General features: G+C 38.4%; 7 protein-coding genes, 1 tRNA gene and 1 pseudogene. 1 reads left to right on the top strand and 8 read right to left on the bottom strand.

The genetic code is table 11. The features are described 5' to 3' along the window. The 3 genes and pseudogenes from RAO94_04010 to selD form a co-directional block, all read right to left on the bottom strand. A partial coding sequence (locus RAO94_04010) for a transglutaminase domain-containing protein (protein ID MDP8321498.1) occupies nt 1-1,756 on the bottom strand: 1,756 nt, incomplete at its 3' end. A 9-nt stretch (nt 1,757-1,765) separates the two neighbouring features. After that, nucleotides 1,766-3,907, bottom strand: a complete 2,142-nt coding sequence (locus RAO94_04005) for a glycoside hydrolase family 31 protein (GenBank protein ID MDP8321497.1) — start codon at nt 3,905-3,907, stop codon at nt 1,766-1,768. A gap of 1 nt (nt 3,908) precedes the next feature. Further along, nucleotides 3,909-4,892: pseudogene (gene selD / locus RAO94_04000) on the bottom strand (selenide, water dikinase SelD). A gap of 183 nt (nt 4,893-5,075) precedes the next feature. Here selD and RAO94_03995 point away from each other — a divergent pair. Further along, nucleotides 5,076-5,153: transfer RNA gene (locus RAO94_03995), tRNA-Pro, on the top strand. Nucleotides 5,154-5,906: 753 nt separating this feature from the next. Here RAO94_03995 and RAO94_03990 read toward each other — a convergent pair. From RAO94_03990 to RAO94_03970, 5 genes are all read right to left on the bottom strand, one after another. Beyond that, nucleotides 5,907-8,207, bottom strand: coding sequence for a choice-of-anchor Q domain-containing protein (locus tag RAO94_03990; protein MDP8321496.1), 2,301 nt, complete (start codon nt 8,205-8,207; stop codon nt 5,907-5,909). Nucleotides 8,208-8,297: 90 nt separating this feature from the next. Further along, entirely contained in the window at nt 8,298-10,640 is a 2,343-nt protein-coding gene (locus RAO94_03985; GenBank protein MDP8321495.1) for a T9SS type A sorting domain-containing protein, read from the bottom strand. Between the two features lie 574 nt (nt 10,641-11,214). Next, complete coding sequence (locus tag RAO94_03980) at nt 11,215-13,530, bottom strand: FlgD immunoglobulin-like domain containing protein (GenBank protein MDP8321494.1); 2,316 nt, start codon at nt 13,528-13,530, stop codon at nt 11,215-11,217. A 67-nt stretch (nt 13,531-13,597) separates the two neighbouring features. Next, complete coding sequence (locus RAO94_03975; GenBank protein ID MDP8321493.1) at nt 13,598-15,940, bottom strand: T9SS type A sorting domain-containing protein; 2,343 nt, start codon at nt 15,938-15,940, stop codon at nt 13,598-13,600. 984 nt (nt 15,941-16,924) lie between these two features. Then, complete coding sequence (locus RAO94_03970; protein ID MDP8321492.1) at nt 16,925-21,670, bottom strand: C25 family cysteine peptidase; 4,746 nt, start codon at nt 21,668-21,670, stop codon at nt 16,925-16,927. Nucleotides 21,671-21,945: the final 275 nt, after the last annotated feature.

Below are 21,945 nucleotides of genomic sequence, written 5' to 3'. Positions count from 1 at the left end.
TCTGGTAAAACTCAGGGATATAGTGCAGGTTGAGGATCTCTGGAGGTGTGAGAGGACAGGAATAATAGGTCCAGATGAAATCCTCTTCGATTTCCGTACTTTCTAATATCCAATGATAAATATTATATACTGTGCTATCAATCTCATCATCCATAAGTGGCTTGATAAGCTGATAAAATCCTTTCTGCCAGCCATTCTGCACTGGACTTGCTGAGCGCCAGGTGCGTGCTATGCAGCCCTCGGAAAACAGGCTGTCAGTCAGATTATATCTATTAAGATTTTCAGAGAAAATATCTACTATTGCCTGCAGTGCAAGGGAATCAGGTATCTCACACAGGTCTTTGATATCCCAGGTATTGATCATTTCGGCAAGTACCCATTTACCATTATCTGATTGCAGGTCATATACGTGCAGGAAATCATCTGCATTAGCAGCAAGTTCGTCTGCTTTTTCCAGAAATGCCTTACGGTCAGTATAATATCCATCATCTTTGGTTTTATTATCATTAACCTGATCATAGTACTGGGCAAAATCCGCTGTATGTTTTTGAGAATTAAGTCTGTTCTTTCTTTTCAGGTCAGCATTTTCCCGCATCAGACTGAAATTATCTTCCCAGAATACGGGCTCATCATTTTCTTTCGGATTGGAATTTGGCAGGGGAAAGAGGAAATTGAAATCTTCATCCATAGTATTATCATCACTGAAGGTCAGAGTTAGCTTTCTATCTTCACCATCAAGATTTGCCAGCATCTGCCAGGCTGCCAGGCTGTCTTTTCCTGCCATGATCAAAGTGCTTCCTTGTCCTAAAGGTATTGAGCACTCTCCATTTTCATCAGTTGTGAGATCTGTCATGGGCCAAAGTCCCCCAAAAGACACTGCCAAAGGCATTACTGTAACCTCCGGGACTGGTTCTCCGTCTTGATCTAAAACCGTGATCTGGCATTGATAGCTGTCTGTGTAATATTCTATGGAACTTAAGGTGGTTACATCATTTTCCTGCTTGATAACATTCGGATGCTGATAATTTCCAAAGGCTTTAGCTGTTATCAAAGTTGCCCTCTGGGTAGTATTAGTAAACCAGGTTTTGCTGAGTGAGTTTGCCGGTTCTCCCAGATATTTCCAGCCATTTGGAGTCCACACTTCAATCCAGGCATGATTACTGTTCGTGAAATTCCAGTAAGGAGCAGAGCAGCTTCGGACAGGGATACCCACAGCTCTTGCGGCACACATATAGATGATCATCATTTCTTCACAGCGTCCATAACCACGTTTTGATGATGTAAATGCACTCTGATCTCTACCGTGGGTAGGTTTATAAGTCATTTCCTCCAGGCACCACAGATTTACCTTAATGGCTGCTTCTTCAATAGTTTCCAGATCTTTAACCAATGGTTCCAGCTCTTCAAAATATGCAGGACGCCAGTCTTCAAGAGGTTCCTGAGACATGCGATGTGGCAGCACGAAGTGCAGAAAAATATCATGATCATAGTTTTTAGTATATGCCAGTTCCTGAGATTTGAGCGCATATCTAATATTATCCATCAAATATTCCGGAGTGAGAATTGCCAGATCAGAATCAGAGCAGTTTTCCAGTAAGAATTCCACGTATTCCAGTGTGTCCGGGGCAGTTGTCTCACACAGATTTAATAATCCGGCAGCATTATTCCCGGCATATCTTTGTATTCTATCAACATTGACTTCAGCTTTAAGTAATAAGCAGCTAAAAATAAATATTACCAAGATCGCTTTTTTCATAATTCCTCTTTATAATAATTTTCGGTGTTTCACCATTAGATTTCCCTGTCCATTATACAGTTCAAATACCAGATTTTGCCATTGCAAAAGCTCTCTGTTAACTGTTTTAATAGTAATCTTGAAATCAATCCCATTACGTTCTACATTGAGTTCCAAAACTGCTATGCCGGCAAAAGCAGGATATTTACCCTGATCAGCCAGAACCTTGATACTGGCAGATTCTGTCACCAGCCCGGTTATGAATAAGGTGTCAGGTTTTATCTGATCCACATAATCTTCAGGTTCCTGAAGTGCTATTAGAGAATTTTCTGCAATAAAGATCAATTGCCTGTCTAATGGGCATTCAAGGTAATGATCACCTGCAGGGATTACCTGCATTTTGCGTTCTTCCCAACTGCGAGCCTGCCAGAGCAGCCAGTTATTTCCTGGCAGATACACATTTCTGCCGGATGCATTTGGCTGATACACGGGTGCAATTAAAAGGCTGGAACCATATATGAACTCATCTTCAATTTGTTGACAACGCTGTTCCTTATAATGCCAGAAAAGAGGCTGGATCAAAGGGGTATTCATGCTGGCAAATTCCAGAAATTGAGAATACAGCCAGGGCAACAGTGAATAGCGTAGACGGATAATATTCCGGGAAATATTCAGGGTTTCCTTGTCATATTCCCAAAGTTCCTGACGGCGGGTGTGAATGGCAGAATGATTACGGAATAACGGACTGAAAACACCGAGCTGCAGCCAGCGTAACAGCAGCTCCGCTTGACAGTGATCTCCAAAGCCTCCGATATCAGCTCCGCTGTATAGATATCCCGCCAGATTGCAATTGATGAGCATTTTGATATTCATTTTCAGATGCTGCCACCAGCTTTTATTATCTCCATACCAGATACCGGCATAGCGCTGAGAACCGCTATAGCTGCTGCGGCTGAAAATCAGGAATCGTTTGTCTGGATAGTGTTTTTGCACATGCTCAGAAAAAGCCAGTGCCATCTGTGCTCCATAAAGATTATGAATTTTGTCATGGCAGATGGATTCACTATTATCCGGATGCTGATAGATACTTTGATAATCTTCTCTGCTATTATGAAAATTGCGTATTTGCCACTGCAAACCTATCAGATCAATCTCTTCAATCTCATTTTTTGCTGCTGCTTCCTGCAGTTTTTGATAAACTTCTGCCTTCTGATAATTAGTATAAAAGATGGCTGGTTCATTCATATCATTCCAGAAGCCTTCTATTCCCAGTTCAATAAATTCTTCATATAAATTTCCCCACCAGGTTCGCACGGCTGCACTGGAAAAATCAGGTAAATGCGTAAGACCGGGCCAGACTGCTGCTTCAAAATCATCACCTTTTGCATCAGTGCAGAAATATTTATTCTTTTTTCCTTCTTCAAAAACCGGATAACCAGCTTCTATTTTCACGCCGGGATCAATTATCGGTATCAAATGAAAACCATCATCAGCAAGCTTCTTAGTAAATTTGCCAACATCAGGGAATCGCTCCTCATTTATCGTAAATACCTTATAATCTTGCATATAATCAATATCAAGGTAGATCGCATCACAGGGAATGCCTAATTGCCTGAACCGGCTTGCTATTTCAGTCACTGATTTTGCATCAGGATAACTCCAGCGGCACTGCTGATAACCAAATGCCCATTTGGGAGGGATATATACTCCTCCTGTAAGCTTAATATAGCCGGTAATTATATTCTGCCAGTATTTTTCCTGCCAGTGGTAAATATCAAGATCATGGGAAGTGATGGTTATCTCCAGAATATCTTTATCCGTGAAGCCAATATCAAATATGATCTCTCCAGGATAATCGATAAATAAACCTGACTTTCGCCTGCCTTTGATGATGATAAAAGGATGCGAACCATACAGCGAAAGCCTGTCTGGAGTATGCTCAGGAATATCAGTATTATAGGTGATATATTTCCTGCCCCGCTTATTAACGCCACCCATCTGTTCACCCAGTCCCAGCACCATGTCATCCTGAGCCATGTGGTATCGCAATATTATGGTATATTTTGTCTTCTTCAGCTTGAAACCGTTAATCTCTTCATTTTGCAGAAATTTTAAGGGTTTCTCTAATACGGCCCCAGTCTCAAAAGGTTTTCCAAAACGATACAATTTCATCTCAGCTCCTGAGTATTACATTAGATCCGCTTTTAGGGATAACCTGACCGATAATAGTTGCTGACTCAATCCCTGCATCTATCAGTTCCTGCACCAGTTTTTCTGCTTTGCTTTCTGATACGCTGATCAGCAGCCCACCAGAAGTTTGGGGATCAAAAAGCAGCATCTTATGGCTGTCAGGAATATTAATCTCGATCTTACAGAATTGTCTGTAATACTCCTCATTTCTATGTGCTCCTGCCGGGAATAAACCATACTCTGCCAGATCAATGGCGGCTTTAATAATGGGGATTTTATGATAATTCAGCTCAATGGAAGTATTCGTATTGGTCATCTCATTCAGATGCCCCATCAAGCCAAATCCGGTTACATCCGTCATCGCATGAACTCCCACCCGCAGGGCAGCTTCACTGGCATATTTATTCAAAAATGCCATCTGGAAACCTGCTTCCTGAATTGTGGCTTCATCAACCATTTCGCCCTTGATCGAAGTGGATATCACTCCCATCCCCAGGGGCTTTGTGATTATCAGTACATCTCCAGGCCGGCAGGTATTATTGCGAAGATATTTCCGGGGATGGACAATTCCCGTCACGCTGAGACCATATTTCATCTCAATGTCTTCTATTGTGTGACCACCCAGTATAGTTCCTCCTGCTTCACGCACTTTGTCAGCACCGCCAGCAAGGATTTCCCGCAGGATTTCCAGCGTTAAATGGCAATTATCATAAGCTACAAAGTTCATGGCAGTCAGCATTTTACCGCCCATAGCCCACACATCACTCATACTGTTGGCAGCAGCAATCTGACCAAAGAGAAATGGATCATCAACTACTGGAGTGATAATATCCAGAGTCTGCACCAGTGCCTGCTCATCATTGATCTGATATATTCCTGCATCATCACTGGATTCTGATCCCAGCAGCAAATGCTCATTTGACGGTAATTCCAGACCATTCATCAATTTATGTAAGTCACCCGGACTTAGTTTCGCAGCTCAGCCAGCCGCTTTTACGTATTGAGTAAGTGAAATCCGCTTCAAGCTCATACCTCCTGTGGAGATTTTGTATAAGATTTTGTTTTTCTATTTTTTTGTCAATCGATATAGACAGAGCGGTGCAATTATCTTGACAGATAAATCACTGTTAAGAATTTTCCGTAAGTCAGTCGGGATGTAGCGCAGTCCGGTTAGCGCGCTCGGTTCGGGACCGCGAGGTCGGAGGTTCAAATCCTCTCATCCCGACCATTTTTTGCTCCCTTTCCTTAGAATAATCCTAAGAATCCATAGAAACGTAATAAAAATTACTAATAACATTATTGATGTCTGAAATTACGAAAATCTAAAATAATACACTTGTAACCCACAGGGAAGCCACAGGGAGTATACAGGGAGAAAGGAAGAGACATTTATGGTAATTATGATATTACATATCAGTCATTTATGTAAAAAGCGTAAAATTCCAGTAAATATTGTCCAATTAGAACAAAAGACTTAAATGCAATTGCAAAGAATTAGAAATTATTGAAAGAGAACATGTGTATCTACAGGTGAAATTATTTCCTTTGTAATATAAAATCACGGCAGTGGAATAATCCGCTGCCGTGATTCTGATAAATACGATATAAACTATTTAAGTAAGAGCCCACTCTAAAAACATAGAAGAGAAGATTTCTAACAACGAAAAACGCGAAAGGCGCGAAAAAGAAATTACTAATCAGATTGCACAGAGAACATTAATCCTTTATTAACAAATATGTTAGCAATAAAATGTACTTAAACTTATTTCTGTATTTTTTTCGTGATTTTCGAGCCTTTCGTTGACAAAAAAGGAAAGAGCTTATCATCAACTAAAGCCACGAAAAGCACTAAAAGAGGGATAACGGTCGCCAGGGCTCTTATCCGGAGTACCGTTCAAAAGCTCTGCTTAGCTGGGTTGACAAATAAAATGTTAGAGAAGATTCTTTATACTACGAGCAGGAACTCGCTGTTCCCAGGGACTTACTTGATCACTGTCAATTTGCCTTGCTCAATAAATTCTCCATCTCTGGATACACGAAGAAAATATACTCCGCTGCTCACAATATCACCAGCATCATCACGCAAATCCCAGTTTGCTTCGCAAATTTTAAATGAACGAAGTCTTTGTCCTTTTATGTTGTAGATGCTCAGTTTATAATCGGCATCATCACTGCTGACAGGATAATTGATTATAACTGATCCTCTTCCTTGATTAACTCTCACCGGATTAGGATAAATTACAAGATTCGAATATTCCAGTGCATCTTCATTAATCGGATTGCTGTAGGGATTATTTTCATAAGCACCAATATCTATTCCGTTTCCCAATACACGCGGGTTACCAGCCAGATCAGTTAACGGCAAGGAAATTCCCTCCGGTAATTCTAATGTACCCCTATCAATTGCCGGGGAATCGTCTTGTAATGCATACGGGTAATCACCTTCTGCCCAAAACAAAGGATCATTATCCCAGACAGATTCACTACAATATGTTATATTAACAGGTTCCATAACTAATATGCCGCTTTGTCCATTCTCTAATATGCTGTTTTGGATAGTAACTTCGGGTGGGGTAGAGTTGGCTGAGCCTTGTACAATTATGGAATGTGATGTCTCATTACCATAAAATATACTGTTGCAAATATTAACTTCCATTCCTTGGCAAAATCTTACGGGGGCACCACCCACGGGATCATCAAAACAGTTATTAGAAAATGTACAATTGATTATATTAAGATCAACATTATAAACCCCAAAAAAATTAACAGAACTTGGATACATTGGATTAAAATTTATATCAAGATCGTTATCTGTAAATTCACAGTTGACTATATCCATATATAGGCTTGCTTGCTCGTTATTCATAAGCCCCGAAGGATATATTTCTGCACTGTTATTGTTACTGAATTTGCAGTTTTCCAATAATAAATAACGGTCGGCAAAATGTTCTTTGCTATATCTAATTCCGCAGGAAGAATTGAGATAAAAGTTACTATTAAAAGTGACATTCCTTAGTATCATATTCAAATCATCAATAACATAGATCATATTATATTCATTATTTTCTATTAATAAATTTTCAAATATTGCGGGATTTGTTACACCTTGAGTATTATGTAAAACAAAAAGTCTGTTATACAATGATACATTATCATCTGCATAACCATTTCTGACTGTCATATTACTGATCTCATACCCTAATTCACTAACAAAATCCATAATGAAGCCACATAAGGCATCACTCAGATCAATTATTGTATTCTCCTGTGATTCCCCCGTTATTGATACATAACTTCTCATCGTAACAGGATACTGCTGATTGTTGAATTGTTGCGAGTATATACCATCTGCCAGATGTATTGTCCTGGGATCTTCCTCATCGGCAATAATTAACTGCATCGCTCTGTCTATAGATTGTAAGGGGTCATCTGCAGATATACCACTGTTGCTGTTATTTCCATCAGGTGATACAAACAGGTCTGAATCAAGACGATCCAGTTTTGCGTTAAGCATTTCAAATTCACTATTTGAATAATCCTGAGAAAAACTATTAGGATCTCCCTGGAAAAACTCATATCCAAAAGGTTCAAATACTGTCATTGTATCAAGAATAACATCAGTTTCCACTCCATCTCCATCTTGTGTACAATTAAATATATCTCTTCCAAGGGGACCATAATTATTGTAGATATTACATCTATTTTCTGAAGAAAAAGAAATTGATGAATATAAAAAATAACTTGCAATTCCACCCCCCCTTTTTGTTACACTATTATTTCTGATTGTGCTACCTGAAAGGCTAACCTGGGAACCTTGTATATATATCCCCCCTCCTTGTTCTGCATTATTATATTCTATTAAACAGTTTTCTACTGCATAAGTAGTATTTAATGAATAGATCCCTCCTCCTCTTCTTCGAGTTCCAATTTGACACCCAATACCATTAGTGATAGTAAACCCTCTAATTACAACATTATTTTCGTAATTACATACTGCAATACAGCTACTTGTCTCATTTCCATCAATTATCGTACTTGCAATATATTCGCTATTTCCAGTGGTCATCTCCAGGCTGCATAATGTGATATTTTTATTGTTTAAATTTACATTCTCAAAATATCTGCCCGGATACACCAGCACAATATCACCATCAGAGCTGGCATCAATTCCCGCCTGAATCAATGTATAATCACCATTACCTTCAATATCAACTTCTATTGTAATTCCCTGCAAAAATCCAATACAAAGCAATCCAATAAGCAAAACTAAATACTTCTTCATATCCACATCCCATTATATATACCTGACGTCCCTCAGGACGTCAGGCGTTTTTACAATCACCAATCACTGGTCACTGTTCACGTTAAAAAATCACTTCATCAATATCACTTTCCGGTTTACAATATCATCACCAACCTGCAATCTGATGTAATATACACCACTGCTCACTTTATTGCCGAAATTATCATCACCCATCCAGACAACATTATAATCATCAGGACGGAATAACTCACTAACCAGAGTCTTAACTTTCTGACCGCGGACATTGTAAATATTCAGCTTTACTTCCTGTGTTTCTTCCAGATTGAAGGATATTGTCAGTTCCGGATTAAAGGGATTAGGATAGCAATTAAGGTCATATTCAGGAGGAACAACGTTTTCATAATTGTCTTTAAATGATACCTCATAATGAATTCCCTGCATTCCGGTAATTAGGCTTCCGGATATATATTCACCAGTTTCCTGATCATATACCAGATAACTATTGCATCTTTTTTCCGAGTTTCTTCCTTCATACCAGAAAGCGAACTCTATCTCCTGACCGAGATCTTCTTCCAGTATATGAGTACAAATCTGGCAAATAGTATCTTCTACTACTTGCGCTCCCCGGCAGACATCATCCACATAAACGGCAACTTCGTCTGGTATGTCGTTTTCATCAAACTCAGCATATATTGGAATATAATCAATATCGTCATTAAAAGCAAAATGCTCAGCAACTGGACGATATTCCGGTTCCGAATCACGCGAGGGAGTTTCCCATTCAAAAGTATGAGAATTAACGGTTTTGAGAATTACGCAATCAGCATAGTTGATTTTACACGAACGTGGTGTGCCTGACCATGGATCACTTGTAGAATTTCTACTAATACTCCAATCCTGCGTTTTAACCAACACAGCATCCCTGATAACCGTATCAGGTATAGCATCCAAAACATTTTGACTATCTTTTAGAAAATAGCCCAGCCAGGCTGCATTTGCAGAAGTCACTGTTAGATCTGTTTCTCTTTCACATAATAATCCTCTGGAAAATAAAAGGCAGTTTGCGCCGTTATTTCTACGTAATTTGTAACCTTCTATACTGCAAACATCATTATCGGGATCCCATGACCATGTCGGATCTGTTTCTCCTGATATATATTCTGTGATTTCATTTTCATACCATACATCAAGTCCTTCTGGAATTGGAGTCCATGTCTCAAATGCATATTCAGGCTCTATATCTTGGCCGGTATTAGAATTAGAATCCCTAAAAAAAAATTTAGGGAAGCTTTTCCAGATATAAGTTCTAACTGAGCCACCATAAGTCCAGGTATAAACATCCTGTTCATGGTAGTAACATCCCATATCTGCATAAGACCCATCAGGATCGTAGTAAGCTGATGACGGATTACCCTTATCAATGCAGGGACTGTAGTATTCAAGAGTATAATCATCATTAGCTGCATCAACAAATTCTGGATCATCTTCTATAATACCTGTACCTGTATAGTAACCACCTTCGATACATGAGTAATTGATTGTGTGTCCAGGTGTAACTTGGCAATTTCCGCTGTTTCCCCAGAATATACTTGAAGATACATCGAAAGAACTTCCTGGTGTAGAATGTACGCCTCCTATACTCCCTATACCATCTGATGCATTATTATAAACTATAGTACAAAATTTAAAATCTATATTAAATAGTATAACTTCCTGCCCAATAAGATATACAGCGCCCCCTTGATGAGTAGCATAGTTATCATAAATTAGAGTATTCTCAATAACACCATCTACTGCAAGATAACAAATAGCTCCCCCTTTTTCATGAACAATATTATTGTTATTAGGATCATCTGCAATATTATCATGAAATTTACAATTATATATATTTGTGATACTACCGGTAGAATACAGCCCTCCCCCCCATACTGACGTCACGTTGCTATCAAAAATACAATCTATTATATTAAGGCAATAATCAACTAATTGTGTATTATCATAACATTTAATTCCACCTCCTGGATTAACTGAATTTTGATTATTACTAATAATACAGTTTACAATATTAACATTCCTATTAAATATGTTAATACCACTGTCGCTACCGTTACAGATAGTTAGATTGTTTATTTCCGTAAGACCACTTGAACTTTCGGATAGATCTATAACAGATGCGGGATTATTATTCCCATCAATAATTGTGGTTGTAGGATCTTCCCCTATCATTGTGAAATAATAATCTTCAAAGTCTAAGTTTTCGGTGTAAGTTCCTGCTGCAATATCTATAGTATCTCCATCAACCAGATCATCAATGGCTTCATTAATTGTCTGATAGGGAAAGTTTATTGTTCCATTTCCATTCGGGTCTGCACTCGCATCAACGTAAATAGTAGTTGATAATAAATATACTGGTAATAATATCAGTATCAATATATAAATTTTATTCTTCATTTTTTCCTCCTAAAAAGATCATCCAGCTTGACATAATACTGGTTTTGGTTAACTTATCATTGCTTTGTATTGGCTGCTTTGTCGGTTTCGGCTGGCAGAGCGGCTTTATGGTTAACTGTGCGGACAATGTGCTCAGCCAAACTTGAATTTCCTCAGGAGATAATAAATTCCGGTCGTTTCTTTCTTATGCTTGAAGAGCCTAAATACAGAGAGAGAGAGAGAGTTAACACCATTTTATGTTCATTAGTTGTTTCAGTCTCAGTCATCATTTCCTCTTTTATTGAAGTTCATTCATTAATCACAAAACTAAGTCAATGGCAGTTTTACTGTCAATAGGAATCATAATTTATTGTATAACACATTAACTTCATTTATATGAATATAGTTATAATGGGTTATATAGAGTAAAAATGTTTACCAGGAATTCATATCTGGCATTTTAAGGAATCTCTTATTAATTTCAGTCAGAAACTGTTGTACTTCGGAATAAAAACAGCTAACGTTAAACAAAAATAAGGAGAGATATTCTGGTGGAATATCTCTCCGGTTATTGTTATATCAGTCTTAAATTAATTTATTTCAGGAGCAGGAGCTTTTGGGTCAGGTTAGCATCACTGGTTTTCAGTTTCAGATAATAAACTCCGCTGCTGACGGGTCGGTTATTATCATTTCTGCCGTTCCAGTTTACTTCATGAGTTCCGGCTGAGACCTGCTCCTGAAGCAGTGTGCATACCTTTTGCCCCTTGGAATTATAGATATTAAGCTCTGCAAACGAATCTTCCGCCAGATTGAATTTGATCACGGTGCTGGGATTGAAAGGATTGGGGTATATAATTAAATTTTCATCAATCTCAGTTATCTCATTTTCATCATTGGAATCCGGATACTGCCACTCGTAAGCTCCCAGATCAATTCCATTGCCAATAGTTCGCGGATTACCTGCCAGATCATATTCCGGCAATTCCACTCCTTCCGGGAGATTGAAAGTCCCCATATCTATAGCTGGTGAGCCTTCCTGCAAAGTATTAGGGTAATCTCCTTCTCCTAAAAACAACGGATCAACATCCCAGTTCGTTTCATCATCCCAGATAACAAAATTGCCTTCATCCAAAATTCCGTCTAAACCATTCTCAATGATATTGTGATGTACAACAACCACCGGAAATGCGTTACCAGACGAGTGAGCAATAATGGAGTGTGTGGTATCATTATCATAAAATATATTATTTGCAAAAGTCGCATAAACTTCATCTGTTACTTTAACCGGAGCATCGCCAATAGTAGGACCATAATACTGATTACCAGTAAATGTACAATTTATAATATTTAAGTTCATAGTAAAAATAGCGACAATTGACATGCCTGCTGGAAATTCTGGCGTATGTACATTTTCAAATTCATTTTGGTAAAATAGGCAATTTACTACACTGCATGTTAAAGAACCCTGAGGTATATTAGACCCACTCCAAAAAATGATAGTTCCACTGTTATTATTTTGAAAGATACAATTTTCTATTAATGTAGTTCTTACACTATCCGATATTAAACTTGTCCTTAAAAAAGTATTTCCCTGATTACTATATTCACCATGATTACCAATAAATTTAACATCTCTTACTGTCAAATTTACTTCATTATATGTTAGAGCTAAACGATAACTATTATCTCTGAATGTAATATTTTCAAATAGTAATGGTTCAGCAGAATCTTCTGCATTTCTAATATAGCTTAGATGTCCAAAAAAGGCAGAATTGTCTTCAGGTAGATAACCGTTCTGAACTGTCATGTTTTTGACTTCATATCCAAGTGCTCCAAAAAGATCAACTATAAATCCGCAATTTCCATTTTGAAGATCAATAATAGTATTTTCCTCTGATTCTCCTATTAACGAAACATAACTTCTCATTACAAGGGGAAATGTCTGGCTTTCATACCAGGGTGCATATAGTCCATTCGTTAGATGTACTGTTCTGGGATGGTCATTATCAGCCGAAATTAATTGCAGAGCTTTATTTATCGAATACAGAGCTTCAGCTTCGCTAAGCCCACTGTTTTCATCATTACCCCAGGGAGCTACATAAAGGTCTGCTTCTATTTTCTCATATTTTGCCTGAAGAATATCCAAAGTCATACCACCGGAATAATTCTGTATATAATCGCTGCCACCCTGATATAACTCAAATCCCAGAGGCTCCGAAACTGTAAAGGTATCTACTATTATGTCAGTTACCATTCCCACTGTTTCGTCAAATATATTGCAAATATCCTGACCCCAGGGAGCAAAATTATCATATATATTACATCTGTTGTCATCAGAAAATTCGATTGAACTGTATAAGCGACCACATATTAAACCTCCACCACGCTTTAAAGCTCTGTTATTCCTGATTGTACACCCTTCTAAATATAGATAGGTTCCCGAGACCGAAATACCTCCTCCATTATATGCATTATTATTTTTAACAATACAGTTAATAATATCCAAGCATGCATCCCTAGTATAAATACCACCTCCCCTTCTACTTACAGTAATCAAATGTCCAATGCCGTTTGTTATTGTAAATCCTCTTAATGTTGTTCCTTGTCCCTCATTGTTATTTACATATACACAGCAACTTGTCTGATTACCATCAATTATTGTTGAGTCAATATAATCCCTATTACCAGTCGTCATTTCCAAGCTTGCCACAGTTATAGTTTTTCCTATGAAATCAATATTTTCAAAATACCGACCAGGATAGACAAGCACTATATCTCCATCCACACTGACATTTATCCCCTCCTGAATTGAAGTATAATCTCCATTGCCCTCTATATCAACAATTATTGTAGTTCCCTGCAATACTCCAAATAAAAAAATCATACTAACTAAAATCAAATACTTATTCATAACCACATCCTTATTTTCTGGGAACTACGAGCAGAAGCTCGCAGTTCCCAGATCGTCTCACGAGAAATTACTTCATCAATATTACTTTACGGTTCACTATATCTTCACCGACCTGCAATCTAATGTAATACACTCCACTACTTACTCTATTGCCACTATTATCATCACCATTCCAGACAATTTTATAATCATCAGGACGGAATAATTCACTAACCAGAGTTTTCACTTTTTGTCCTCTAACATTATATATATTCAGATGAACATCTTGAGTTTCTCTTAGATTGAAGTAAATGGTCAGTTCAGGATTGAAAGGATTAGGATAGCAGTTCAGGTTGAATTGAGGAGTAACAATATTTTCGTTGGTTCCTTCAAGGAAAACTTTATAATGGATTCCAGGCATTCCTGTTACCAGTTTTTTGCTTTCATATTTATCTTTTGATTCATTAAAAACCTGGTAATTGTTTAAAAACTCTACTCCACTTCTTCCATCATACCATAAAGCAAACTCAACTTCCTGACCGGGATCTTCTTCCAGAATATGGGCGCATATCTGGCAGAGAGTATCCTCGACTACCTGTGCTCCATGGCAGACACCATCAATATAAACTGCTACTTCGTCAGGCATGTCGTTAACGTCAAATGCTGCATAGATAGGAAAGTAATCAACATCATCATCAAATGAAAAATGTTCTGCTACTGGTCTATAATGTGCTTCTCCGCTGCGGGAGGGTGTTTCCCAGGTAAAATCATTATGAGCACTTACCGTTTTTATTACCACGCAATCAGCATAATTGATATAACTGGAACCTGTAGCTCCTGACCAGCGATCATTTGTAGTATTTCTGCTGATAGTCCAATCCATTGTCTTAACCAGTACAGCGTCATCAAGCACACTGGAAGGAAATGCATCCAGTACTAATTGACTGTCTTCCAGAAAGTATCCCAGCCAGGTTTCAAGACTGGCATGAGTATTCAGATATGTATCAGATTCACATATTACACCTCTGGAAAATAATAAACTGCCAGTTGCATTATCTTTTTCCATCTTATATCCTTTTATACTTGATATTGTTGCGCTTTGATCCCAATCCCAGGTTTCTGCACCAGCATCATATTCTCCGTAATCAAGTTCGTTAAATTCAAATGTGATTGTTATTGCTAACTCATTCTGCAACGGATTCCATGACTGCAGAGAGTTCTCAACATCTACATCACCCCCCTGATTGGGATCTATCTGCAATTTTGGGAAACTCTTCCACAGATACTGTCTTTCAAAGGGACCATACTGCCAGCTATATACATCCTGTTCATGGTAGAGATAGCCCATATCTGCTCTTGAACCGTCAGGATCATCATAAGTGCTACTATCAACACCAGTATCAATGCAGGGACTGTTATACTCCAGAGAATAATCATCATTGGAGGCATCAACAAATTCTGGATCATCATTTATATTTCCTGTACCCGTATATAGATTTTCCCCTTCAACATCACAATATGTTACATTATATCCTGGTATAATTTGAGGTGACCCGGTATTGTTATATATGATACTATTTGCAATATTCAGGTTTACTTCGCAAAAAGGTAAAACAAAAGTACTTATTCCCCCAAATCCATATTCGTCATAGTAATTGTCAACAATTGTACATTTATTGAGATCAACAGAACAGTTTTCATCTGTACCGGAATAAATGTAAATTGCTCCTCCGTTTCCCCCAGTTACCCTATTATTGTTAATTAGGGTATTAGTGACAACAATATTATGATCTTCAGAATTTTGTTCAATATATAATCCTCCTCCATTACTAGAAGCTAAATTATTAGAGAGTTTTACTGATGATAAATTAACTTCTGAGTGTGAAGCATAAATCCCCCCTCCATTCTGAAAAAATGTCTCATTATTCGAGATGATGCAATGTGAACAGTTGAGTATGGATTCATATACCGCTATACCTCCACCTGATTGAGCTCCACAATTTAATATCGAACAATAAGTTATTGTTAATTCCCTTGAATATTCGCAGCTAATTCCGCCACCATAATACAAATTTTCAAATCCATTAGTCAAAGTTATTCCATTAATTAATGTTGGCGTTGTACAGGCTGAAGTAAATCTTATACAACTTCTATTTCTACCTCCATTGATAGTAACTGTTTCACCTTGTTCAGCAGTTATTTTAATTCCAATATCCCCTATATCTATTGGACTATATACGCCCTCTGATATTATAATTATATCATTATTATTGATTAATGGGTTTTCAATTGCATCTCCAATTTCCTGAAACGGACTTTGTTGACTCCCATTTCCATTTGGTTGTGCAGTACAATCCACATACCAGTCTGTGCCAAAAATCATCAAAGGCAATATCACAATTGCCAATAAAACAAAATATTTCTTGTACATTATGTACTCCTATATTATTTTAGCTTGTGTGTGTTTATGTTGGTTGCCTATCTTGCTGAGGTCAGTTTCAGTATTTAGGCAACTTTCTATTTTCGATACCGAAATCACTTATTCTACTAACTAATTCCATGTCCCATGATGACATCGCCTGCTCAGCCAAACTTTAATTTCCTCAGGAGATAATAAATTCTGGCCGTTTCTTTCTTGTGCTTGAAGAGCCTAAATACAGAGAGAGAAAGAGTTAACACCATTTTATGTCCATTATTTGTCTCAGTCATCATTTCCTCTTTTATTGAAGTTCATTCATTAATCACAAAACTAAGTCAATGACAGTTTTACTGTCAATAGAAAATATAAACTGGCATCCCCCCGGAATTAAAATAGAAGCTGACATTAATTGCCCTGAATGGGCATTACAATACTAGCCATGGGTTGAAACCCATGGCTAGTATAGTACAACCCTTTCAGGGTAAGAATAATTTCAAATTAAATTGATAAGTAACTATATATTTAATAGCATTTTATGGGATAATGTCGTGTTCAAAACAGGGGGGTGCCAGAAAATATAAATTTATTGTATAAGACATTCTCTATATTTATGTAGATATTGTTATAAAGGGTTATGCAGAGTAAAAATGTTTACCTGAAATTCATATCTGACATTTATAAAGAACCTTAGCATAACTGGATAATTAGATGATCAGCTTTTTTATTAAATAGTTTCTTAAATTCAATATTTCTAAATATATCCCCAAAGATCGGAATATAACTGCCCAGTTTACACAATAATCTCGTCTTAATTACAGACCGAACTGGTACACTTCGGAATAAAAAAAGCTCATGTTAAAAAAAATAATCCTCTAAGTACTCTGTGGTTAATAAGCTTCTCTTTTTATATAGTCATCATCATTAACGAAAAAAAAAGGAGAGAAATTCAAGTAGAATATCTCTCCGGTTATTGTTATATCAGTCTTTGACTAAAATTTATTTAAGAAGCAGAAGTTTCTGGGTCAGGTTTGCATCACCGGTTTTAAGCTTCAGATAATAAACCCCGCTGCTGACAGATCTGTTATTATCATTTCTGCCATTCCAGTTTACTTCATGAGTACCTGCTGAAACCTGTTCCTGAAGCAGAGTGCATACCTTTTGCCCTTTGGAATTATAAATATTAAGCTCTGTAAACGAATCTTCCGCCAGATTGAATTTGATAGCTGTACTGGGATTAAATGGGTTCGGATAGTTACCCAGAAGCTGTGTTAGCTTATGAATATCATTATCATCTTCATCCACTGTGACCACAGTGAGGTGTGTATTTACAATTTTAGAGAACCAGCTATCAGAAAGGATATTGATGGAGCAGTCATATTCACCTGTTTCCATATCATTAGTATCGTAATAGATAATGATGTCATCACTTTCACCTGGTTCAAGACTTCCATAAGATGTGTTCAGGTTGATCCATTGAATAGGAAAATTGAAATTCAGTTCACCAATAACACTGTGAGGAGGGTTGCCATAACCATCACCGCCGACTTCCCAGCCTACCTGTATATCACTGGCAAAATTTTCACTTATCTGAACAACAACATTCCAGCCAGCAGTTTCATCATCTCTAAGAACTCCCCAGCCATTCGGTTCTTCGCCATGCCAGTTCACAGTAACATCATCGCCGGTAGTTCCGTCCCATTCCATATATCCTCCGGTTCCGCCATAGGCATTAGTTGCGCTAACAACGCTTACACCCGGAGGGAAGGTTAGCCAGACATCATTTACCCATTCATTTGAGGAGGAGCCATTATGCACAATAAAACGCCAGAGCTGCTCTTCTCCTGGATGAAATACTGTGGAATCGCAATGCACAAAAGAGCCGGATATATCTCTGCCTGTCGGTTGCTGATCATCCATTCTAAGGTAATAATCCACCGGATTGGCACTAGTATTGGAAAGATTAAAAGTACGCTCAGTGGTAAGGTTCAGTCCCAGAACTACATCAATGCTGTCCTGATCAACCAGGAAGGCATTTATCCAGTGGGCAGTGAGAGAGATGCTTGAGAACCAGGCATTATCTACAGTCGTCATATTAAAGGTAACAGTGAAATTATAATCATCAGGAACCTGCTCATCTACGGAAAAGCTGAATTCATCGATCAGCTCAATAGTTCCAATTGCTGGAAGGATATCAATAGTGGCTTCATCATCAATCAAGGTGAACCAGGGATCGTCAATTTCCATTTGTACACTAACATCCGAGGCTGCTTCTGCACCCTGATTGGCTATTGTGATAGATAGATCTACTGTCTCACCAGCTTCAATGAATTGATCATCACCTGAGATATAGTCATAAGCAACCATCTCCAGATAGGGTCCAAATTCAGGATACTGAGGTGGTGAAAAGAGGATAGCCATTTCATTTCCCAGTTCTTTACAAGCATCTGGATAGGTGTTATTGAATGTATAAGTCATGCCCATCTGAGCCCCTTCACTTTCCAGACCCACAGTGCAGTATTGTCCATGGTTAGCAGGATATGAACCCGCGTTGTTATTAGTAATGTCCATATACTGTATCTTTATCAGGGAGTCATCGGTCATTGTCTGGTAATATAAAGGATCATAGAGGATAATCTGGAAAGTCTCATCTGCTCCGGTATCTCCATTATTACATTCACTCCATTCCACAACGTAGATATGTTCGATATCATCATAATAATAGCATACATTTCCGCTATTAACTGCCAGATCATCCCAGAAAGCTGCTATCATGGGGCTGGGACCTTCAGGTCCGGGCAGGGGATGGTTCATGAAATTTGGTGCATCATGTTCACCGGGTGCTATAAAGCCATTTGAGCAGACAGTGATCTGGTCATATTGTACTCCATAGAAAGAGAAAGTAAATTCATCTGGCAAAGCAATCACTTCGCTGTCTCCATTATCTCCACTATCATTAAGGTTGATTATAGTACCATTTCCACCCAGGTCAGGGTCAATTTCTATCCAGTTATATTCAGGGCAGTTCTCATACCCAAGATCTCCATCATCATAACACCAGTAGCCATATTCATCCGGACCAAAGGGATCAGTGACTTCTACTTCACCTACGGGCACATTGATATGACAGGTCTGGCTGAATCCTTCAGCATTGGAAAGATGGATTTCCAGAGTCAATTGTGAGCCAGGGATTATTGTCGCTGAGGGAGTTACCCCAAATACATCATTACTATTATTTCCACTTCCTCCGGAAGCTATAGGATCAATCACTGCCAGGCCGTCAGTAATGATCAGGCGAGGGTTCTGGCAGGTCAATTCAGCAGTAAGTTCAGTAGAACTCAATTGTCCCATATTTTCCAGAGTAAAGAAAATTTCGGAGCTTATTGTGGGTTCCAGGATACCACCTCCCACTACCTCATATTCAGAGGCAAAGAGATTTACTCCAGTGATATTAAGATAATACCAGTTAGTCCAGTTATTACCATTATCATCAGATACATTAAGGACAAGTAAACCCTGCATTCCACCACAGGCAGCGGGAGAAATTGTCATTTCAATTCCTGCAGCAGGTTCAGCAGTAGCTCCAGAAGCGATATTACCATAAGACATTTCCGTGGTATTTAAGCTAAGATAATTGTGAATTAACTGGCAGGTTACATTTACATCATTAACCGGTTGAGAACCCAGATTTGTGAGTGTGGGTATTATTACTACGGTTTCTCCGGCATTTAATATCCCATCACCATTTCCAGCGCTGTCATCAAATTGCATTCCTGTAACATCCACATACTGGTCAGCTGCCTGGACTTCAATAGTACCTAAATGAGGGATAAAGTCATGATAAGTAACCACGATATCATATTCACCAATTTCATTACTCGCGATATCAAGAAGTATATCACCAGTTTCTGAGCAAAAACCGGTAGTAAAAAAGCTTTCTGATTCATTAGAGATCGTTACCCAGGCTCCGGGGATCGGGGTATTGCTGGCATCTTTGACGTTTACTGATAAGTAATTAGTCCCCAGTGCAACCTGAGAATCATAAGTTATATGCATCTCTTCCGGCACATCAGTCCACAGGCAGAGACTTGGTTCTCCAATAAGATTTGCCCAATTATGGTAAGTTTCCACAAATCCGGAAGGATTTTGAGGGAAGGTTTCATAAAGATAATATTTTCCCCGGGTAGTAGCTCCTCCCATTGTGAAAATACTATCCCGGAATATACCACCATATATTCCTAAGGTCAAGGCATTATTAAAGCAGCTGTGTGTACCGGCAGTTGCCGTGCCCACAGTGCCTATAGCTCCTGTAGGATTAGTGACAGTACCCATCCGAGAAAAAGTTTCACTGTCAGAAGTCCCTCCTGTCCAGCCTCCGGTGCCACAGGTAAGTATGGTAGCAAAAGGGAGCATGAAACTATTTGTTTGATTACCGGGACTCCATCCGCTCATACCCATCCAGCCGCGATATACCATATAACTTACACCGTTATTAAGGGCTGCATTGATAGAGGAAGGAAAGCTGCCGCCATAGATCTCAGTGAAGCTGGCACTTGTATTATAATTATCAGGAAAATCAAGCATCATTTCTTTTATTGATTCACAGGTAAACTGCATGGATGGTCCGGAAATACCTGTATCTCCAGCTAAAACAGCATGCTCATACCAATCCGTACTACCCATAAAGGGTTCTTTTTCATAATTCAGTATTTTTGCGACCATTACCTGGAATGTGCCGATATCACCAAAACTGAGTCTTCCGGAAATAACATCTTCTAGAAAATCATTTCCAGCCAGTTCAGTATAGGGATGATCGCCATTACCATAGGTAGCAAGTTCGTAAGAACCATTAGCATCGCCACAGAAACAGATATATTCAGGTGGATTTTCCCAGTTGTCGTAGGCGTCCTGGATCCAGGCTTTGATTGAATTAGTGGTCGTTCCTGTTTCTGATGTAGTAGCAACTACTACATTATACCCTTTTTGGCGTTTCCAGTCTTTTAAATATTCCAGAGTTTCCAGGGCATCTTCCTGATCACTTATGATAAAAACAAGGGTTGGCTGCTGATATTCCGGTCTGCCGATAAAATCTTCATAATTCAGGATCATACTTTTATAAATCGGTTCAAAAGCTCTGGAGATAGTGTTTCGCATGAGATGCTGAGTTCCCGTTGTGCTTATCTGAACCTGGATCTCGCTTGCTATGGATAGTTCACGGGTAGCAGCATTATAAGTGAAGGGACAAAAGCTGACCGGGATAATCCGCAAGTCCCGCATTACAGCCGGACTTGCCGTTATCACTTTCTCCTCTGGGAAAAGGGTTCCATTATTATAATATTCACTATTACGTGAAAATATATCTTTATTTTCCAGAAACTCATATTCAGGTTCCTGAGTAGGATAGATGGAAATATCTGAAAGAGTTTCACCGAATGTAAAAGTGTAATCAATATTTATCTCTCCATCAGTAGGAACAGCTATCAGGGTGGTGAACTGGGGAAGATCGGGCATACCTGTAAGCAGCATACTTTCTGCTTCAGGATGTGAGATCTTCTGAAAAGATTCACCAGATCTTGATAAAGATTCGAGTTCGAAACCGTCAAGCTGGAATGTGATCTGCGTGATACCTTGTTCTAATTGGTTACAGGTGAAAGTCTCACTGTTAGTTTCGTTGACATTATGCCAAACTCCCTGTAGTGAAAATACAAGCAGTAAAAATGATAATAACATGACTTTACGAGTCATTATTTCCTCCATATTCAGATTTAATATTTTCTTCTAATTACTAAAATAATTTATTCATGTTGCTATTCCTCTTTCAGTAATCTCCACTTTTTTATGTAGCATAAATTATTCCACATCGGTGAATAATTTAATTGGCCTATCCTAAACCTTGCGAAGGTGTGGACACCATTCGCAAGGTCCTGGCTGGTTGGAAATGCCCAGTTTTTAACGCTTATTAGTACGCGTCCAAAAAATAATACTTGACTTAAAAAGATTGATTTAGTGTTTGTCACTCA

Origin of the sequence: Candidatus Stygibacter australis, from assembly GCA_030765845.1 — a bacterium.
GTDB classification, from domain to species: domain Bacteria; phylum Cloacimonadota; class Cloacimonadia; order Cloacimonadales; family TCS61; genus Stygibacter; species Stygibacter australis.
The sequence above is the reverse complement of the archived record's forward strand: the minus strand, read 5'-3'. Positions and strand labels throughout refer to the sequence as shown.